Origin of the sequence: Sphingomonas sp. GC_Shp_3, assembly GCF_026540945.1 — a bacterium.
GTDB lineage: Bacteria > Pseudomonadota > Alphaproteobacteria > Sphingomonadales > Sphingomonadaceae > Sphingomonas.
The window spans coordinates 33,088-49,656 of record NZ_JALNUT010000007.1; the positions used below are offsets into that span (position 1 = coordinate 33,088).

General features: G+C 67.7%; 17 protein-coding genes. 5 read left to right on the forward strand and 12 right to left on the reverse strand.

The features are described from left to right. Window positions 1–6: 6 nt before the first annotated feature. From pheT to rpmI, 5 genes are all read right to left on the reverse strand, one after another. A complete protein-coding gene (gene pheT / locus OXR00_RS13760; RefSeq protein ID WP_267388836.1) occupies window positions 7–2,382 on the reverse strand; it encodes a phenylalanine--tRNA ligase subunit beta in 2,376 nt (791 codons plus the stop codon). Then, window positions 2,379–3,461 (reverse strand): phenylalanine--tRNA ligase subunit alpha, encoded by a 1,083-nt coding sequence (gene pheS / locus OXR00_RS13765; RefSeq protein ID WP_267388837.1) that lies wholly within the window; start codon window positions 3,459–3,461, stop codon window positions 2,379–2,381. The genes pheT and pheS overlap by 4 nt, the downstream gene beginning before the upstream one ends. A gap of 58 nt (window positions 3,462–3,519) precedes the next feature. After that, entirely contained in the window at window positions 3,520–4,140 is a 621-nt protein-coding gene (locus OXR00_RS13770) for a LysE family translocator (protein WP_267388839.1), read from the reverse strand. Window positions 4,141–4,240: 100 nt separating this feature from the next. Continuing rightward, window positions 4,241–4,606, reverse strand: a complete 366-nt coding sequence (rplT, locus tag OXR00_RS13775; RefSeq protein ID WP_242147995.1) for a 50S ribosomal protein L20 — start codon at window positions 4,604–4,606, stop codon at window positions 4,241–4,243. 18 nt (window positions 4,607–4,624) lie between these two features. Next, complete coding sequence (gene rpmI, locus OXR00_RS13780; protein ID WP_069203665.1) at window positions 4,625–4,828, reverse strand: 50S ribosomal protein L35; 204 nt, start codon at window positions 4,826–4,828, stop codon at window positions 4,625–4,627. A 147-nt stretch (window positions 4,829–4,975) separates the two neighbouring features. Here rpmI and OXR00_RS13785 point away from each other — a divergent pair, with 147 nt between their 5' ends. After that, a complete protein-coding gene (locus tag OXR00_RS13785; RefSeq protein ID WP_267388843.1) occupies window positions 4,976–7,117 on the forward strand; it encodes an AsmA family protein in 2,142 nt (713 codons plus the stop codon). Window positions 7,118–7,175: 58 nt separating this feature from the next. Here the strand turns inward: OXR00_RS13785 and hisN are convergent, their stop codons facing one another. Then, on the reverse strand, window positions 7,176–7,958 hold the full coding sequence (gene hisN / locus OXR00_RS13790) for a histidinol-phosphatase (RefSeq protein ID WP_267388844.1): 783 nt from the start codon (window positions 7,956–7,958) through the stop codon (window positions 7,176–7,178). Window positions 7,959–8,032: 74 nt separating this feature from the next. On the opposite strand from hisN, the gene OXR00_RS13795 reads away from it, so the two are divergent. Next, window positions 8,033–9,154, forward strand: coding sequence for a phospholipase A (locus OXR00_RS13795; protein ID WP_267388845.1), 1,122 nt, complete (start codon window positions 8,033–8,035; stop codon window positions 9,152–9,154). 100 nt (window positions 9,155–9,254) lie between these two features. Further along, complete coding sequence (locus tag OXR00_RS13800; RefSeq protein WP_267388846.1) at window positions 9,255–10,325, forward strand: GGDEF domain-containing protein; 1,071 nt, start codon at window positions 9,255–9,257, stop codon at window positions 10,323–10,325. Between the two features lie 408 nt (window positions 10,326–10,733). Here the strand turns inward: OXR00_RS13800 and OXR00_RS13805 are convergent, their stop codons facing one another. Beyond that, window positions 10,734–11,024, reverse strand: coding sequence for a 4a-hydroxytetrahydrobiopterin dehydratase (locus OXR00_RS13805; RefSeq protein WP_242148005.1), 291 nt, complete (start codon window positions 11,022–11,024; stop codon window positions 10,734–10,736). A gap of 56 nt (window positions 11,025–11,080) precedes the next feature. Between OXR00_RS13805 and ccmA the strand changes: the two genes are divergently transcribed. Next, a complete protein-coding gene (gene ccmA, locus OXR00_RS13810) occupies window positions 11,081–11,674 on the forward strand; it encodes a heme ABC exporter ATP-binding protein CcmA (protein WP_267388848.1) in 594 nt (197 codons plus the stop codon). Next, window positions 11,671–12,321 carry a heme exporter protein CcmB gene (locus OXR00_RS13815; RefSeq protein ID WP_267388850.1) on the forward strand — a complete coding sequence of 217 codons (651 nt, stop codon included), beginning with the start codon at window positions 11,671–11,673 and terminating at the stop codon, window positions 12,319–12,321. The genes ccmA and OXR00_RS13815 overlap by 4 nt, the downstream gene beginning before the upstream one ends. Before the next feature lie 30 nt (window positions 12,322–12,351). Here OXR00_RS13815 and OXR00_RS13820 read toward each other — a convergent pair whose 3' ends face one another. The 5 genes from OXR00_RS13820 to OXR00_RS13840 form a co-directional block, all read right to left on the reverse strand. Then, a complete protein-coding gene (locus OXR00_RS13820; RefSeq protein WP_267388851.1) occupies window positions 12,352–12,993 on the reverse strand; it encodes an outer membrane beta-barrel protein in 642 nt (213 codons plus the stop codon). Between the two features lie 195 nt (window positions 12,994–13,188). After that, entirely contained in the window at window positions 13,189–14,070 is an 882-nt protein-coding gene (locus OXR00_RS13825) for a class I SAM-dependent methyltransferase (protein ID WP_267388852.1), read from the reverse strand. Further along, window positions 14,061–15,464, reverse strand: a complete 1,404-nt coding sequence (gene thrC, locus OXR00_RS13830) for a threonine synthase (protein ID WP_267388853.1) — start codon at window positions 15,462–15,464, stop codon at window positions 14,061–14,063. Before thrC ends, OXR00_RS13825 begins: the two co-directional genes overlap by 10 nt. A gap of 91 nt (window positions 15,465–15,555) precedes the next feature. Further along, the gene (locus OXR00_RS13835) at window positions 15,556–16,179 is read right to left on the reverse strand and encodes an SURF1 family protein (RefSeq protein ID WP_267388854.1); all 624 of its coding nucleotides are present in this window, start codon (window positions 16,177–16,179) and stop codon (window positions 15,556–15,558) included. After that, window positions 16,176–16,505, reverse strand: a complete 330-nt coding sequence (locus tag OXR00_RS13840) for a DUF983 domain-containing protein (protein ID WP_267388976.1) — start codon at window positions 16,503–16,505, stop codon at window positions 16,176–16,178. Before OXR00_RS13840 ends, OXR00_RS13835 begins: the two co-directional genes overlap by 4 nt. Window positions 16,506–16,569: the final 64 nt, after the last annotated feature.

Sequence of the window (16,569 nt, forward strand, 5' to 3'; positions counted from 1 at the left end):
TCTCCCTCAGCCGCGCAGCACCGCGCCCTGTTTCGCCGCCGCCGCGACCACCTTTGCGGCGATCGCCTTGAGCGCCTCGTCGGTGAAGCTCTTGTCACCGGGTTGCAGCGTCACCTCGATCGCGACCGAACGCACACCCTCGCGCTCGAACACGTCGAACAGCCGCGCCGCGGTGATGCTCGCCTTGTCCGCGCCCTTCACCGCGCGCACCAGCGCATCGGCGGCGAGCCCGGCGGGGACGGTGAAGGCGAAGTCACGCCGCACCGGCTGGAGCGCGGGCGGGGCATAGGCCGGGCGCATGAAGCCCGCCCCGCCGCGCTTGGCCGGGATCGCATCGAGGAACAGCTCGACCGCCGCGATCGGCCCGTCGAGATCGAACGCGCGGGCCGTCAGCGGGTGAACGATGCCGAACGCGGCGAGCACCGTCTTCGGCCCGAGGCGCAGCGTGCCGGACCGGCCGGGGTGCCACGAGTCGCCGGCTTCACCGAAGATCTGGAGATTGTCGACGGGCGCGCCGGCCGCGGCGAGCAGCGCGATCGCCTCCGCCTTGGCGTCGAACGCGTCGAAGGGTTGCGCCTTGCCGCCCTGCCAGCCGCGCGGGTGCTTCTCTCCGGCGAGCACGACCCCGAGCGTCGCGCGTTCGGCATCCGCCAGATAGCGGCGGCCGAGTTCGAACAGCCGCACGCCGTCCGCGCCGCGCTTGAGGTTGCGCGCCGCAGCCGACAGCAGGCCGGGCAGCAACGACGGGCGCATGATCTTGAGGTCTTCGCTGATCGGATTGGCGAGGCTCCACGCCCCGCCGCCAAACGGCGCGGCCTCCGCCTCGGACAGGAAGCTCCACGTCACCGCCTCGTTCAGGCCGCGCGCGGCGGCGGCGCGGCGGACGCGGCGTTCGATCTTCTGCTCGGGCGTTGCGGTCGGCGTGGCGACGCCGGGGATGCGCGGCAGCGGCACCGGCGGGACATGGTCGATCCCCTCGATGCGGATCACCTCCTCGACCAGATCGGGCACGCCCTCGACATCGCGGCGCCAGCTCGGCACGCCGACATGCCAGTCCGCCGAGACGGTGAAGCCTAGGCTTTCGAGGATCGCCTGCTGCCGCTCGGGCGCGACGGCGAGGCCGCCGAGCGTTTCCGCACGCGCCGGATCGTACTTGATGACGGTGGCGGGCACGGGCGGCTCACCCGCGCGGGTTATGCCACTGGCGCTGCCGCCGCACAGGCTGACCACCAGCGCTGTGGCGATGGCGAGGCCGTCCTCGACGAACGCCGGGTCGACGCCGCGCTCGAACCGCTGGCGGGCGTCACTGGTGACGCTGAGCTTCTGGCCGGTGCGGGCGATGCTTTCGGGATCGAAATAGGCGCACTCGATCACCACGTCGGTGGTGTCGGCGCCACACCCCGACGATTCGCCGCCGATGATGCCGGCGATACCAAGCGCCCCGCTATCGTCGGCGATCACGGTCATGGTTTCGTCGAGCGGGTAGGTCTTGCCGTTGAGCGCGAGGAGTTGCTCGCCGGCTGCGGCCTTGCGTGCGATGAGACCGCCGGACAGCTTGGCGCGATCGTAGACGTGCAAGGGGCGGCCGAGATCGAACGACACGTAGTTGGTGATATCGACCAACGTCGAGATCGGCTTCTGGCCGATCGCCTTCAACCGGCGCGCCATCCACTCGGGCGCGGTGCCGTTGGCGACGCCGCTCACGCTCTGGCCGTAGAATGCCGGACAACCCGCAGTGTCTTCGATGCGGATCGCTGGCCCCGCGCCCTCGCCCGCGACCGGCGCGGGCGTTTGGCCGGTGCCGGGTACGACCAGCGGCTTGAGGCGCCCCAGACCGGCGGCGGCGAGATCGCGGGCGATGCCGCGCACGCCCATGCAATCCTGCTTGTTGGGGGTGATCGCGACGTCGATCACCGGATCGTTGAGGCTGGCATAGTCCGGATAGGGCGTACCGATCGGCGCATCGGCGGGCAGTTCGATGATGCCGTCGTGATCGTCGCCAAGCTCGAGCTCGCGCGTCGAACACATCATGCCGTTCGACACGACGCCGCGAATCTCCGCGACCTTGAGCACCATGCCGTTGGCGGGCACGGTCGCGCCGGGCGTGCCGAACACGCCGACAAGGCCGGCGCGCGCATTGGGGGCGCCGCACACGACCTGCATCGGACCGTCACCCGCATCGACCGAGAGGACTTGCAGCTTGTCCGCCTGCGGGTGGCGTTCGGCGGTGAGCACCTTCGCCACGCGGAACGCGGCGAGCTTCGCGCCGGGGTTCTCGACGCTCTCAAGCTCGAGGCCGATGCGGGTAAGCGTATCGGTAATCTCGGTGAGGGTCGCTGCCGTGTCGAGATGCTCGTGCAGCCAGCTTAACGTGAACTTCATGCGCCGACTCCGCCGGACAAAGTGGGAACGTCGAGTGCGGAGAAGCCGTAATGCTTGAGCCAGCGCGCATCGCCGTCGAAGAAGGCACGCAGATCGTCCATGCCGTATTTGAGCATCGCCAGCCGGTCGATCCCGCAGCCGAACGCGAAGCCCTGCCATTCATCGGGATCGTACCCGCCCGCCGCGATGACCGAGCGGTGGACCATGCCCGAGCCGAGCACCTCCATCCAGCCATCCGATCCGCCGATCACGCGCTTGCCGTTCACGACCGAGAAGCCGACGTCGACCTCCGCGGAGGGTTCGGTGAATGGGAAGTAGCTCGGGCGCAGGCGCAGGACGATATCGTCGCGCTCGAAGAACGCCTTGAGGAAGGTTTCGAGCGTCCATTTGAGGTGGCCGAGCGTGATCCCCTTGTCGATCACCAGCCCCTCGACCTGATGGAACATCGGCGTGTGGGTCGCGTCCGAATCGCTGCGATAGGTGCGGCCGGGCGCGATGATGCGGATCGGCTTGGTGCCGCCCGCCGCCTGCATCGCGCGGATCTGGACCGGCGACGTGTGGGTGCGCAGCACGCGCGCTTCCTCGCCGTCGTGCGCGTTGAGATAAAAGGTGTCGTGCATCGCCCGCGCGGGATGCGTTTCGGGCATGTTGAGCGCGGTGAAGTTGTACCACTGCGTCTCGATCTCCGGGCCGGTCGCAACCGCGAAGCCGAGGTCCGCGAAGATTTCCGCCAGTTCGTCCATCACCTGCGAAACCGGGTGGATGCTGCCGAGCGGCGCAGCTTCGGCGGGGAGCGTCATGTCGAGCGTCTCGCGCGCCAGTTTCGCGTCGAGTTCGGCACGATCGAGCGCGGCCTTGCGGTCGGCGATCGCGGTGGTCAGCCCCTCGCGCACCGCCTGGATGCGCGGGCCTTGCACCTGACGCTCGTCGGGCGACATGCCGCCGAGCGTCTTGAGCAGCGCCGTCACCGCGCCCTGCTTGCCGAGCGCGGCGACGCGCACCGCATCGAGCGCATCAAGGCTGTCGGCGGCATGCACCTGCGCGATCAGGTCGGAGTGAAGTTGGTCGAGATCAGCCATCGCAATACTTCCTTGGTCGCCACGCCTCGAAGCCGAGCGCGCGGCTCAGGTCAAGCGGTCAGACGCGCGCGCCGAGCAGCGCGGCACCGAAACCGATGAAGAGGACACCGGACGCGCGGTTGAACAGCCGCCGCCGGTTGGCGGGCGCCAGCCACGCCGCGAGGCTGCGGCCGCCGAGCGCATAGACGCTGTACCACGCCCCTTCGATCGCAACGAAGCTCGCCACTAGCACGCCGAGCTGCGGCGCGAGCGGGCGGTGCAGATCGACGAACTGCGGGAACAGCGCGGCGGCGAAGATGATGAGCTTTGGGTTGGACAGGCCGGTGCCGAGTCCGGTGAGATACAGCGCACGCAGCGACCGCTGCGGGGTGGCCGCCTCCTCCTCGGCGATGCCGACCGGCGCGCGCCATGCCTTGATGCCGAGCCACACCAGATAGGCCACGCCGACGTAGCGGATCGCGGTGTAGAGCAGCGGCGACGCCTTCAGCAGCGCCCCCAGCCCCGCCGCCGAGGCGAGCAGGCACAGCAGCACCGCGCTCATCAACCCGGCCATTGAGGCAAGCGCTCGGCGTGGGCCGTGCTGGATGCTCTGCACCATGACGTGCAGCATGTTGGGGCCGGGCGTGCCGGAGATCAGGAAGACGACGGTGACGTAGAGCCACCAGGTTTGCAGTGCCATGATATCTCCCCTTCGCTCCGCCGGCAAAGCCACCGCTTCAAATACGAAAAGGGCGCCGGTGTTGCCACCGACGCCCCTGTCTCGTCTCGCGACAGATCGCTCAGGCGGCCTGGGGCAGAGCCGCCTTCGCCTGCGCGATGATCGCGCTGAACGCCGCACCCTCGTGCATCGCGATGTCGGCCAGGACCTTCCGGTCGAGTTCGACGCCGGCGAGCTTCAGGCCGTGCATGAACGTCGCATAGGTCAGGCCCTCGACGCGGACGGCCGCATTGATGCGCTGGATCCACAGGGCGCGGAACGTGCGCTTCTTAACCTTGCGATCGCGGTAGGCGTACTGGCCGGCCTTCTCGACGGCCTGACGGGCGATGCGGATCGTGTTCTTGCGACGGCCATAATAGCCCTTCGCCTGATCGAGAATCCGGTTGTGCTTGGCGCGGGTGGTAACACCCCGTTTTACGCGTGCCATCTATCTATATCCTTCCGCTCAACGCAGGCCGTAAGGCGCCCAGGCCTTAACCGCTGCGGTATCCGCCTTGGCTAGAACCTTGGTGCCGCGGTTCTGGCGGATGTACTTGCCGTTGTGATGCAACAGGCGGTGGCGCTTGCCGGCGACGCCGTGCTTCAACAGGCCGGTGGCGGTGAACTTGAAGCGCTTCTTAACGCCGCTCTTCGTCTTGAGTTTGGGCATTTTCGTCCTTTCTATATCGCGACGATCTATGAACGGCCACGGCAGCCCATACCGGCCGGGCAGTTCCTCTTACTCGCGGGAAGCGGGGCGCATAGCGATTCGTGCCGGGGATTGCAACCCGAACCGCTTTGCGCGCATTGAGGCGCCATGGACACAGCCGGCCCCATCACCCCCGAGGACCGGATCGCCGATCACGGCGAACCTGCACCCCGTCGCCACCGCCGCGCATGGCGGATCGTCCGCAACATCGCGATCGGGCTGGTCGCGGCGATCTTCCTGGTGTGGCTGGTGCTGTACATCACCAAGGGTCGATTCCTGAAGCACCCGTTCGAGCGGATCACCGCCGGCCTGCTCCACCGCGACCTGAAAGTGCGGGGCGATTTCCAGCTCTATTTCGATCCGCTCGACATCAAGTTTCTTGCCGAGGGGATCACGATCTCGAATCCGTCGTGGGCGACCAGGCCCAACCTGTTCGAGGCGGGGCGGATCGACACACGCATCGCGCCGCTCTCGATGATCTGGGGGCGCAAGCGGTTGCACTTCCTCGATCTTACCAAGGGTGCGATCGATCTCGAATGGGATGCCGCGCACAAGCACAACAGCTGGACGTTCGGTGACGGCAAGGGCGGCAAGCCGCTGACGCTGCCGCTGATCCGTCGCGCGCTCGTCGCACAGACGACCTTGCGCTACCGTGATCCGCAGATGCGGCTGGTGACCGACCTGTCGTTCGAGCCGATCCGGTCGCAGGGCACCAGCATCACCGATGCGATCCGCTTCACCGGCAACGGGGTGGTGCGCGATACGCCATTCACCCTGTCGGGCGCGATGCTGTCGCCCAATGCGACGGTCGCACGCGGCAAGAACGAACTGCAACTGACGGCGAATGCCGCGCACAACATCGTCGACGTGTCAGGCACGCTGCCGGGCCTGACCGATATCGAGGGGGTACCGCTTGCCGTGAAGGCGCGTGGGCGAAATGCCGCCGAACTGCTCGACATCATCGGCGTGGTGATCCCGCGCACCCGCACCTACACCGCCCGTGCGACGCTGGTGAAGACCGGCGAGGAATATGCATTTACGCATCTGGCCGGAACATTCGGTGCAAGCGACCTGTCGGGCAATTTCACGATCCGCAACGTGAAGCCGCGCCTCAAGATCGACGCCAAGCTCGCCACGCGCAAGCTCGATATCGTCGATGCCGCGCCGTTCATCGGCTACAACCCCGATACCGTCGCCGCCAAAGGCGCGATCGCCGCCGCGGCGGAAACCGGCGCGGGCGCCTCGCACATCCTGCCGGACGCAAACCTGCGGGTTGAATCGATCAAGAACTTCGATGCCGATGCGCACTGGACAGTCGGCGTGGTGCGATCGCGCAACGTGCCGATCTCGCATATCGACCTCACCGTGTCGCTGGTCGACCGGTTGCTCAAGCTGTCGCCGCTCACCTTTTCGATGGCGCGCGGCAATGTCGCCGCGGATATCATCATGGACGAGCGTCGCGCGCCGATGCACACCGATTACGACATCCGCCTCGCGCCGACGCCGATGGGCAGGCTGCTCGCCGGCTATGGCGTCGACGAGGCGGGGACGAGCGGCGTCGTCAAAGGCCATATAACACTGGCCGGCGATGGTGACACGCTGCACGATTCGCTGGCGAGTTCGCATGGTCGAATCGCGTTCATCCTGCCCGAAGGCACGTTCTGGACGCGCAACGTGCAGCTCGCCGAGCTCGATATCGGCACGTTCGTGCAGAAGATGTTCCAGGACAAGCTCAAGGAGCCGGTCCATATCAACTGCGGGCTGATCGGCTTCACCGTACGGCACGGCGTCGCGGCGGCGGACCCGATCCTGATCGACACCACCAAGAACGTGATGATCGGGCGCGGCGGCTTCGGCTTCGGCACCGAGGCGATCGACATGGCGTTCCGCGCCGATGCCAAGAAGATCAGCCTGTTCTCGGCCCAGTCGCCGATCGGCATCGAAGGCAGCTTCGCCAAGCCCCGCATCAACCCGATCAGCCCCGATCTGGTCGCGCGCGCCGGTGCGGGTGTCGCGCTCGGGCTGGTCGGCACGCCACTGGCGGCGGTGCTGGCGTTCGTCGACGTGGGCGATGCCAAGGCCGCGCAATGCGGCCCGGTGCTGGCCGGGGCGACCGCGACGGCGCAACGCACCACCAAGGGCAAACCGCGCGACGATGTCGGCCACGGCACCACCGCCAAGGCCGAGGATGGCAAGAAGGCGCCGGGTGAGCGCAAGGAGCAGCACAAGAAGTTCTTCGGGCTGTTCTGAACCGCCGCTGCCTTTGTGCAGGAGAGGCAGGTTTAAAAGCCCGCGTCTGTGGCGAGCCTCAATGCCCCTTGCAGGCGAGCGCCTCGAGGATCTCCTCGATCCGCGCCGGGTCTCCCGCCGCGACCACTTCGCCGATGCTGTCGGCGGTGAGCGGATCGCCCTGCCAGTCGCACATCCGCCCCCCCGCGCCCTCGACGATCGGCACCAAGGCGGCGAAATCGTGCAACTTCAGCCCGGCCTCGACCACCACGTCGAGCCAGCCGCTCGCCACGCAGCCGTAATTGTAGCAGTCGCCGCCCAGCACCGTGCTCATCACCGCGCCGTCGAGATGCTCGAACGCGTGCAACTGGCTGTCATCGAACAACGCGGGCGACGTCGTGCCGAGCAGCGCCTTCGCGAGTTCGGGGCAACGTCGCGTCTGCGCGGGCGCGCCGTTGAACGTGGTCGGCCGCCCGACCGTGCCGACCCAGCGCTCCTTCAGGATCGGCTGATCGAGCACACCGAGCACCGGCCACCCTTCCGCCACCAGCGCGATCAGCGTGCCGAAGATCGGCCGCCCGGAGATGAATGCGCGCGTGCCGTCGATCGGATCGAGCACCCAGGCGCGGCCGCTGGTGCCCTCGCGCACGCCATATTCCTCGCCGATGATCGCATCCTCGGGGAAGCGTCGCTCGATCAGCGTCCGCATCGCCGCCTCCGCCGCGCGGTCGGCGAGCGTGACCGGCGACGCGTCGTCCTTCGCCTCCAGACCGTGGGGCTTGCGATAATAAGGGAGGATCGCCGCACCCGCCGCGTCGGCAAGTTGGGCGGCGAGATCGAGATCGGCAGGGGAAACGCGCATTGCCATCGCCTAGCCGCGCTGCCACTAAACCGCCAGCGTTGAGAATTGGATAGCCGACGCCGGGGGAGCCTGCCATGCCAAAGTTCTGGTGGCCGAAGTTCTGGTTGATCGTGGGCATCGCGCCGGCCGCCGTAGCGCTGCCGGCCGCCGCGCAACTCCGTCCGCTGGTCGAGCCGCCCTCTTCCGCCGATGCGGCGCGAAATGGCGTGGAGGTATTCCTGCTCAACGAAGGCGCGCAGGCCGCGCCCGCACAAGGCCCGGCCGAGATCGACACGATCGCGCGCGACGGGTCGCATCTCCACCTCGTCGCCGCGCCCGATGGCGAGGGCCCGGTCGCGCCGGGTGGCTTCGCGCGCGTACATTACCGTCTCGCCGCCGTCGCGCCTGCGACGTTGGTCGCCAGTGCGCCGCCGCAGGATCAGACCGCCGCACCGGTCGAAGCGGCGGCGATGCTCGACCACCGACCCGCGCCGGCGGTTGCGGAAAACGTCGTTACGACGTCGGCGGGCACATCGGGGGCGTTCTTGGACCGCTTCCATGCCTACGCGCCGATCTACGGCGCTTTCGGACTGAACGATGCAGGCGGCAAATTGCAGTTCAGCTTCGCGTTCCGGGGGCTCGGACACGAGGACGGGCCGCACCTCGATTTCGCGTACACGCAGACGATGTTCTGGGCACTCAACCAACCATCGGTGCCGTTCCGCTCGACGACCTACAACCCGGAACTCTATGTCGAAATGCCGCTCGATGCGACCACCGCCGCCGCGATCGGTGTCCGGCACGATTCGAACGGCGGCGGCCCGGCCACCTCGATCGACATCAACCGCGCGTATCTCCGGCTCAACAAGACCGTGGCGCTGGGGGACGGATGGCGGCTCGATCTCACCCCGCAAGCGTGGTTGTTTATCCGCAACCGCGGCATCGCCGACAACATAGGTCGCTATTGGGGCTATAGCGCGATCACGGCCGCGATCGGGCGGCAGGACGGCATCAAGCTCGCCCTTACCGCGCGCGGCAATCCCGCGACCGGCAAGGGCGCGGCCGAGGCGTTCCTGTCGTATCCGCTCGCGGCGCTGGGCGAGGGCTGGCCGCACATCTACCTCTTTGGCCAGGCGTGGAGCGGCTATGGCGAGGCGATCGACGATTATAACCGGCGCACCACGCGAGCCAGGCTCGGCATCGCCTTCACCCGCTGAACCGCGGTCACGCCTTGTTAGCAGTTTGCGCTCTACACAACCGGCGGGGACCACAGGGTCGCGCGCGTGCGCGGCCGCATGGGTAAGGGGTGGACGATCCGTGAAGACCGGAGCGCGCAGGCACGCCACAGCGACTGACGAGGGCTCGGCGGCATTGTTCGAGCGGATCCGCGATTTTCTGCTGGATCAACGGCTCAGCGCCGATCCGCGCCATTACCAGTTCGCATACCGCATAATGACCGAAACCGATGGCGTACTCGCCCGTTCGGTGCAGACGTTGACCGAGGGCGGATTTCGCCTGACGGCGCGCGATATCGAAAAGTTGGGCGGCGAAGCCGCTGTCGCGCCGCCTTTGTCAGTGGTGCCCCCGCCCCCCCGCGCGCCCGAACAGCGCCACGAGTCGGTCGCTGCCATGCCTGATGCGGCTGCGCTCGCCGATGGGCTGATCGCACGCACCCAGGCGCAGGTCGCCGGCTTTTCCGACATGGTGCATGCGATCCGGACCGAAACAGAGGATTTCAGCCGCGATCTCGCCGCGAGCGCGGATGCGATCCATGCCACATCCGACGTGGATGAGGTCGTGCGGCTGACCAGCGTGATGCTGGCGCATGTGCAGGCCGCGGAAAGCCGGCTAGCCGACGCAACGGTTGAGGCCAGCGAACTGCGCGTCGCGCTTGAGGAAGCGCGCGAGAATGCCCGGCGCGACCCGCTGACGGATTTGCCGAATCGTCGCGCCTTCGAGGAGGCGTTCGCTCGCGCAGGCGCCGGTCGGCCGATCCACGTCGCGTTGTGCGATATCGATCGGTTCAAGTCGGTGAACGACCGCTTCGGTCATGCGGTCGGCGACCGTGTGCTGAAGGCGATCGCGGCGGCCCTGAGCAGCGCGTGCGAGGGGCACCTCGTCGCGCGCCACGGCGGTGAGGAATTCGCGGTGTTGTTCGTCGGCGTCGATCGCGACGAGGCGGTGGCAACGCTGGAGTCGGCGCGTGCGCAGGTTGCGGCACGCCGTTTCCGCGTGCGCGAATCCGACGCTCAGATCGGCGCGGTGACCTTCTCCGCCGGCATAAGCGGCACTTCGCGCGCAGAGGATCTCAGTGCCGTTTTGGCCCGTGCCGACGCGCTGCTGTACGCGGCGAAGCATGCCGGGAGAGACCAGCTTCGCGCCGGTTAGCGGTTTGCGCCAATCTGTGGTGCGTTCCACCAGCGAAATACCAGGAACCGCGCGGCGGATTTCCCTAAGCTTATCATTTGAAACCGTTTTTAGACTTGGCACACTCCCTGCAAACCTTTTTGCATCGGCAGCCGGATGGTCCGGCCGCCGCTAAATGGGACCACTGCCATGACCAACCGTTTCGCTTCGCTTCAGCAGATCGCCGCCTCACTGCTCGGCGCGCTGGTCTTCACCGTGCTGCTCGCCGGCACCGCCGTTACTGCCGCGCCGATCGCGTGACGGCGATGCGCCTCATCGGTCGTGGCGACATCGCTCGCCCGATCGCCCTAGCCGCCATATCCTTCCTGCTGACCGGCGTGATGCTGCTCGGTCACGTCGAACCCGCCGGGCTGATTTGACGCCCGGCGACTACGCCAGCAACGCCTCGATCGCTCGGGCGAGATCGACGTCGCGGTGGGAGAGGCCGCCGGCATCATGCGTCGTCAAGGCGATATCGACGCGGTTCCATACGTTGCTCCACTCCGGATGGTGGTCGGCGCGCTCCGCCAGCAACGCCACGCGCGTCATGAACCCGAAAGCGCCGGAAAAGTCCGCAAAGGTGAAGCTGCGCGTGATCGCGTCGCGCGCCTCGTCATAATCCCATTCGTCGAGTTCATCGAGCGCGTCCGCACGGTCCGCATCGCTGAGCTGTTCGATCATCTTCGCGCATCCTCATGGCTGGCGTGGGGTCCGCCTTCTCGCCTAAGGCATAGCCGATGGCCGCGCTTGATCAACCGCCTGCACACCTGGCCTTTCGCGACGTCACGTGCGTACGCGGCGGGCGTGCATTGTTCGCCGGGCTGACCTTCACGCTCGCAGCCGGCGAGGCGGCGCTGGTGACCGGCCCGAACGGTATCGGCAAATCGAGCCTGTTGCGGATCGCCGCCGGACTGCTCGCCCCCGCTTCGGGCGCGGTGGAGGCGGCGCGGTGCGCGCTGATGGCGGACGCCGCCGCACTCGATGGGGGTCTTCGACTGTCCGACGCGCTGGCGTTCTGGGCGGCGCTCGACGGCGTGCCCGACTCCGCGCGCCGCGTGACCGATGCGCTCGCCGCGACCGGGCTGGCGGCGCTTGCGGCGGTGCCGGTCCGGCTGCTCTCCACCGGGCAGCGCCGTCGCGCGGTGCTTGCGCGCGTCGTCGCCAGCGGCGCCCCGCTGTGGCTGCTGGACGAGCCGGCCAACGGCTTGGACAAAGCCAGCCTGGCTCTCCTGGAGAGCTTGATCGCCGCGCACCGCACGCGCGGCGGGGTCGCGGTCGTGGCGACACATACCGCGATCTCCGTGCCAGACGCCCGGACCATCGCACTTTGAGCGCGCTTGCTCGCCTGATCGCGCGCGATCTGCGGCTGGCGTGGGCGGGCGGCGGCATGGGCAATCCGATCGCGTTCTTCCTGCTCGTCGCGATTTTGTTTCCATTCGCGATCGGGCCGGATGCGGCGCTGCTCGCCCGTGTTGGCGGCGGCGTGATCTGGTCGGCTGCGCTGCTGGCGGCGCTGCTGCCGGTGGACCGTCTGATCGGCCCAGATGCGGAGGCGGGCATGTTCGATCAGTTGAGCGTGCGCGGTTTCTCGATGAGCTGGGTGGCCGCCGCCAAAATTATCGCGCACTGGCTCGCGTTCGCGCCGCCGCTGATGCTGGCGGCGTTAATCGCGGCCGGGCTGCTCGGCCTGTCGGGCGGGGCGCTTGGCCGGGTGGAGCTGGGGTTGTTGATCGGCACGCCGGGGCTGGCCGCGCTGGCGGTGACGGTGTCGGCGCTGATCGCCGGCTTGCGCGGTGCGGGTGCGCTCGCCGGGCTGCTGATGCTGCCGCTGGCGGTGCCGCTGCTGATCTTCGGTGCCGGCGCGCTCGATCCCGGCGGCGGCGCGGGCGCGTTCAAACTGCTTGGCGCGGTTAGCCTGGTGCTGGTCGCCGGTGCGCCGTTCGTAACGGGTGCTGCGATGCGGGTTGCGATGGAATAGGGCGGAGCGTCAGCCCCGCCCCTCCCCAAATCAGAAGCGGTAGCCGACGCCGCCGACCACCTGATGCCGATCCAGCGTTGTCCGCAACCGTGCATTGGCAAGCTCGATGCTGCCGATCTCGTAATGCGTGTAGACGTATTCGAGCTTGGTATAGAAATGCGGCGTCAGGCCGAGTTCGCCGCCGGCACCGACATGGAAGCCGTTCAGATCCTGCGATTCGACCAGATCCTGCGAGAAGACCGGGCTGCTTTCGCGGATCTTCAGGTTGCCGTTGGAATAGCCGCCCTTGATATACACCATCGATGCATGGGGCAGCACGAAGCCGACCCGCACGCCGGCGGTGATGTTGCGCCCGGCGCTGAGGCATTCATCGATGATGCCATCCGAAGCGCACGATTTGGTGGTCGACCCGGCGATCCCGGCATAGGCGCCGACAAAACCGCCGTTACCGAACACCGCGTCATAGCCTAGTTCGGTGCCGTAGGTGAAACCACTCTGGCCGCCGCTGATGCGCTGGCTACCGGTCTGGTCGGTGTAGGTCACGACCGGCGCGACATTGTCCCAGCCGCCGCGCAATTCGATCCGCGCACCGCCGGCCGGTGCCACTTCCTGTGCGACGGCAGGTGTGGCGGCAAGCAGGGCGGCGCCTGCGAACAGAAGCATCTTCATCATAGTCCCCCCGGTACAGTGTCTGGATGGGGACTAACGGAGATGGGTTGATTGACTGTTAATCACGCGCAACGTTCTATTGCGAATGCTTCCGGTGTTGGTGGGTTATTTGCTCCGAGCCCGCCGCGGCAAAGCCGCGTCGTCGGACGGCGCTGTAGCGCCGCCGGCCGGGCGATTGCGGGTGGCGCGTCGTCGGGCTCAGGCCCGGTCGGCGCTCCACCGCGCGAAAATCGCCGTCGGCAACAACAGCCCGCGCGCTTCCTCACGCACCGCCATCTCGCCAACCTCGATCGTGCCGCCAAGATCGCCGAGCGCCTGCCGCACCACCTCGCCGATCGCCAGCGCCGACATGCGGACCGCATAGACCGTCAGCACCAGGAACTTGCTGTCCTTGTCGAGCAGACGGCGGCAATCCGCGATCAGCCCGGGCAAGCCCTCCTCCAGCCGCCACACCTCGCCATCCGGGCCACGGCCGAACTTGGGGGGATCGAGGAAGATGCCGTCGTAGCGCTTCTCGCGACGCACCTCGCGCGCGGCGAACTTGGCGGCATCATCCACCATCCAGCGGATCGGGCGATCGGCGAGATCCGACAGGAAGGCGTTGGCCTTGCCCGCCTCGACCGATTTCTTTGATGCATCGACGTGCGTCACCGCCGCCCCCTTCGCCGCCAGCGCAAGCGAGCCGACACCAGTATAGCCGAACAGGTTAAGCACCTGATCGCCCTCCGCCACCGCCCCGCGCATCCATGCCCATTGCGGCGCCATGTCCGGGAAGAACGCAAGATGGCGGAACGGCGTGTTCTGCGCCATGAACAGCAGTTCGTTCCAGCGCACGTGCCAGCCGCCACGCGGCACATCGCGCGACAGGTGCCAGCGACCGCCGCCCTCCTCGTCCGAAGCGCCGATGAAGTCGCCATCGGCTTCCCACGAATCGGAGGCGGGCGCCCACATCGCCTGCGGCTCAGGGCGGATGAAGCGGAAACGGCCGTAGCGTTCCAGCTTGCGGCCGTTGCCGGAGTCGAGCAGCCCGTAATCGGCCCACGGTTCCGCGATGAGGGTCTGCAACGGCGTCACGCGCATGGCACCGCGCGTTCGGCGATATACGCCGTCACCGCCTCGAACGTGCCGGGCAAGGTGGCGTAGCGTTCCTCACGCTCGAACAGGTCGCCCATGCGGGCCGGCAGGCTCGGGCGGATGCCGTTCGCACGCTCCACCGCATCGCCGAATTTTGCGGGGTGTGCGGTGGCGAGCGTCACCACCGGCACGTCCGCCGGCAACCCGGCGCGGCGTGCGGCGGCAAGAGCGATCGCGGTATGCGGGTCGATCACCTGCCCGGCATCCTCGCTCGCCCAGCGCATCGCCAGCGTCATGTCGTCTAGATCGACCGCATCGCTTGTGAACATGACCGACGCGCCTTCGGCCTGTGCGTTGGTGAGCCGCATCGCCTTGCTCGCTTCAAAGCCGTGCATCTGAGTGCGCATCGCCGTGCCGTCACGCCCGCCAAGATCGAACAACAGCCGCTCGAAATTACTCGAAACCTGGATGTCCATCGACGGGCTCGGCGTCGGCACCACCGTGCCTTGCGAATAATCACCCGCGCTGAGCGCACGGTGGAGGATGTCGTTGACATTGGTGGCGACAATCAGCTTCGCGACCGGCAGCCCCATCTTGGCGGCAACGTATCCTGCGAACACATCGCCGAAATTGCCGGTCGGCACCGAGAAGGCGACCGGCCGCTCCGGCGCGCCGAGCCGGAGCGCAGCGTAGAAATAATACACCACCTGCGCCATCAGCCGCGCCCAGTTGATCGAATTGACCGCCGACAGCGCGAACGTGCCGGAGAATTGGGGATCGTTGAACATCGCCTTCACCAGCGCCTGACAATCGTCGAAGCTGGCGTCTTCCAGCGCGATGTTGTGGACGTTGGGCGCGAACACCGTCGTCATCTGGCGGCGCTGCACGTCGGACACGCGCCCCTTGGGATGCAGCATGAAGATGTCGACGCCGGCGCGGCCCGCCAACGCGTCGATCGCTGCCGAGCCGGTATCGCCCGAGGTCGCGCCGACCACGGTGACATGGTGCTGCGAACCGGTGAGGAACCGTTCGAACAACAGCCCAAGCAGTTGCAACGCGACATCCTTGAACGCCAGCGTCGGGCCATGGAACAGCTCAAGCAGCCAGTGCTGATGGTCGAGCTGGACGAGCGGTGTGACGGCGACGTGGGCGAAGCGGCCATAGGCCTGCTCGCACAAGCTCCGCAGATCGTCGCGTGACAGCGTGCCTGCGACGAACGGCGCCATCACTGCGACGGCGGTATCGACGTACGACGCACCGCGTAGATCAGCGATCTCATCATGCGAGAGCGTCGGCCACGTTTCCGGCACATACAGGCCGCCGTCGCTGGCGAGGCCGGCGAGCGTGACCTGTTCGAAATCAAGAGCGGGCGCATCCCCGCGCGTGCTGATGTAGCGCATGGACGGCGGGGTTAGCGGCGCGCTGCCGACGGAACAAGCGGCGAAGTGCTTCACGCGCGGCAAGGCTGGGTTTACGCGAGCGGCCCCCGCTCTACTCCCGCGCCGCGCGCTTGCGCAACGCCAGCGCATAAATCACCGCCGCGATGAAGGCGAACACGAACCACTGCACCGCATAGGCGAGATGGTTGTTGGGCACCGAGGACAGATCGGCCGGCGGGTTCGGCGCCAGTCGCGCGAGCGGCGGATCGGCGACGAGCATCAGCGTCTTGGGCGCGCCCTTACCGAACAGTCCCGCGATCAGCGGCTGGTGATCCGGCGCACGCGCGATGTACCCCTGCACCACACCCCCCGCCCAATCCGACCTGGTGTTGGGCGCACCCGCGATACCGATCTGCACCGCGAACCCCGGCCCTTCCGCGCCGGTGCGGCACTGCGCGATCTGGCGCCAGCCGGGCTTGCCGCTTGCGTCGTGCCCGCCCTCGCTCTGCCAGCCGGTCGGCTGCAGGCAGTGCGCAACCGCGCGGCGAAACAGCAGGTCGTCGCCTATGGGCACGCGCGGAAACGCGATCGGCGGCAGGTCGCGATTGGCCGACAGTCGCGCGACCAGCGCATCCTTCTGGTGGCGGCGCTGCAACTGCCATACGCCCAGCGCGATCATCGCCGCCACCGCCAACGCGACGAGGATGCTGGCGACCACCGGCACACGTCGCGTCACGATGTGATCCGCCCTTCCCGCGCAGCATTGCGATATTCTAGCGCGAGCAAGGCGGCCTTGGTCACGCGCAGCGATCCGACGGTGCCGGCCAACGTGACCGGAACCCAGATCGCGGCTTGTAACCAGAACGGCGGCGCCAACGCGAGCTGCAGCCAGATCGCCAGCCCAACCACGATCGCGCCGAGGATCAGGATCAGGAACGCCGCGGGCCCGTCACCGACGTTGAAGGCGGCGAGATCCAGTCCGCAGGCACGGCACCGCCCGGCGAACGCAGTCCAACCGACGAACAGCGTGCGCGCCCCACAGCGCGGGCACAGACCGCCCATCGAAACCGCGACGACGCCTGGCTGCGACCCCGAGGGTAGATCGTCGGTCAAACGCGTGCCGGCA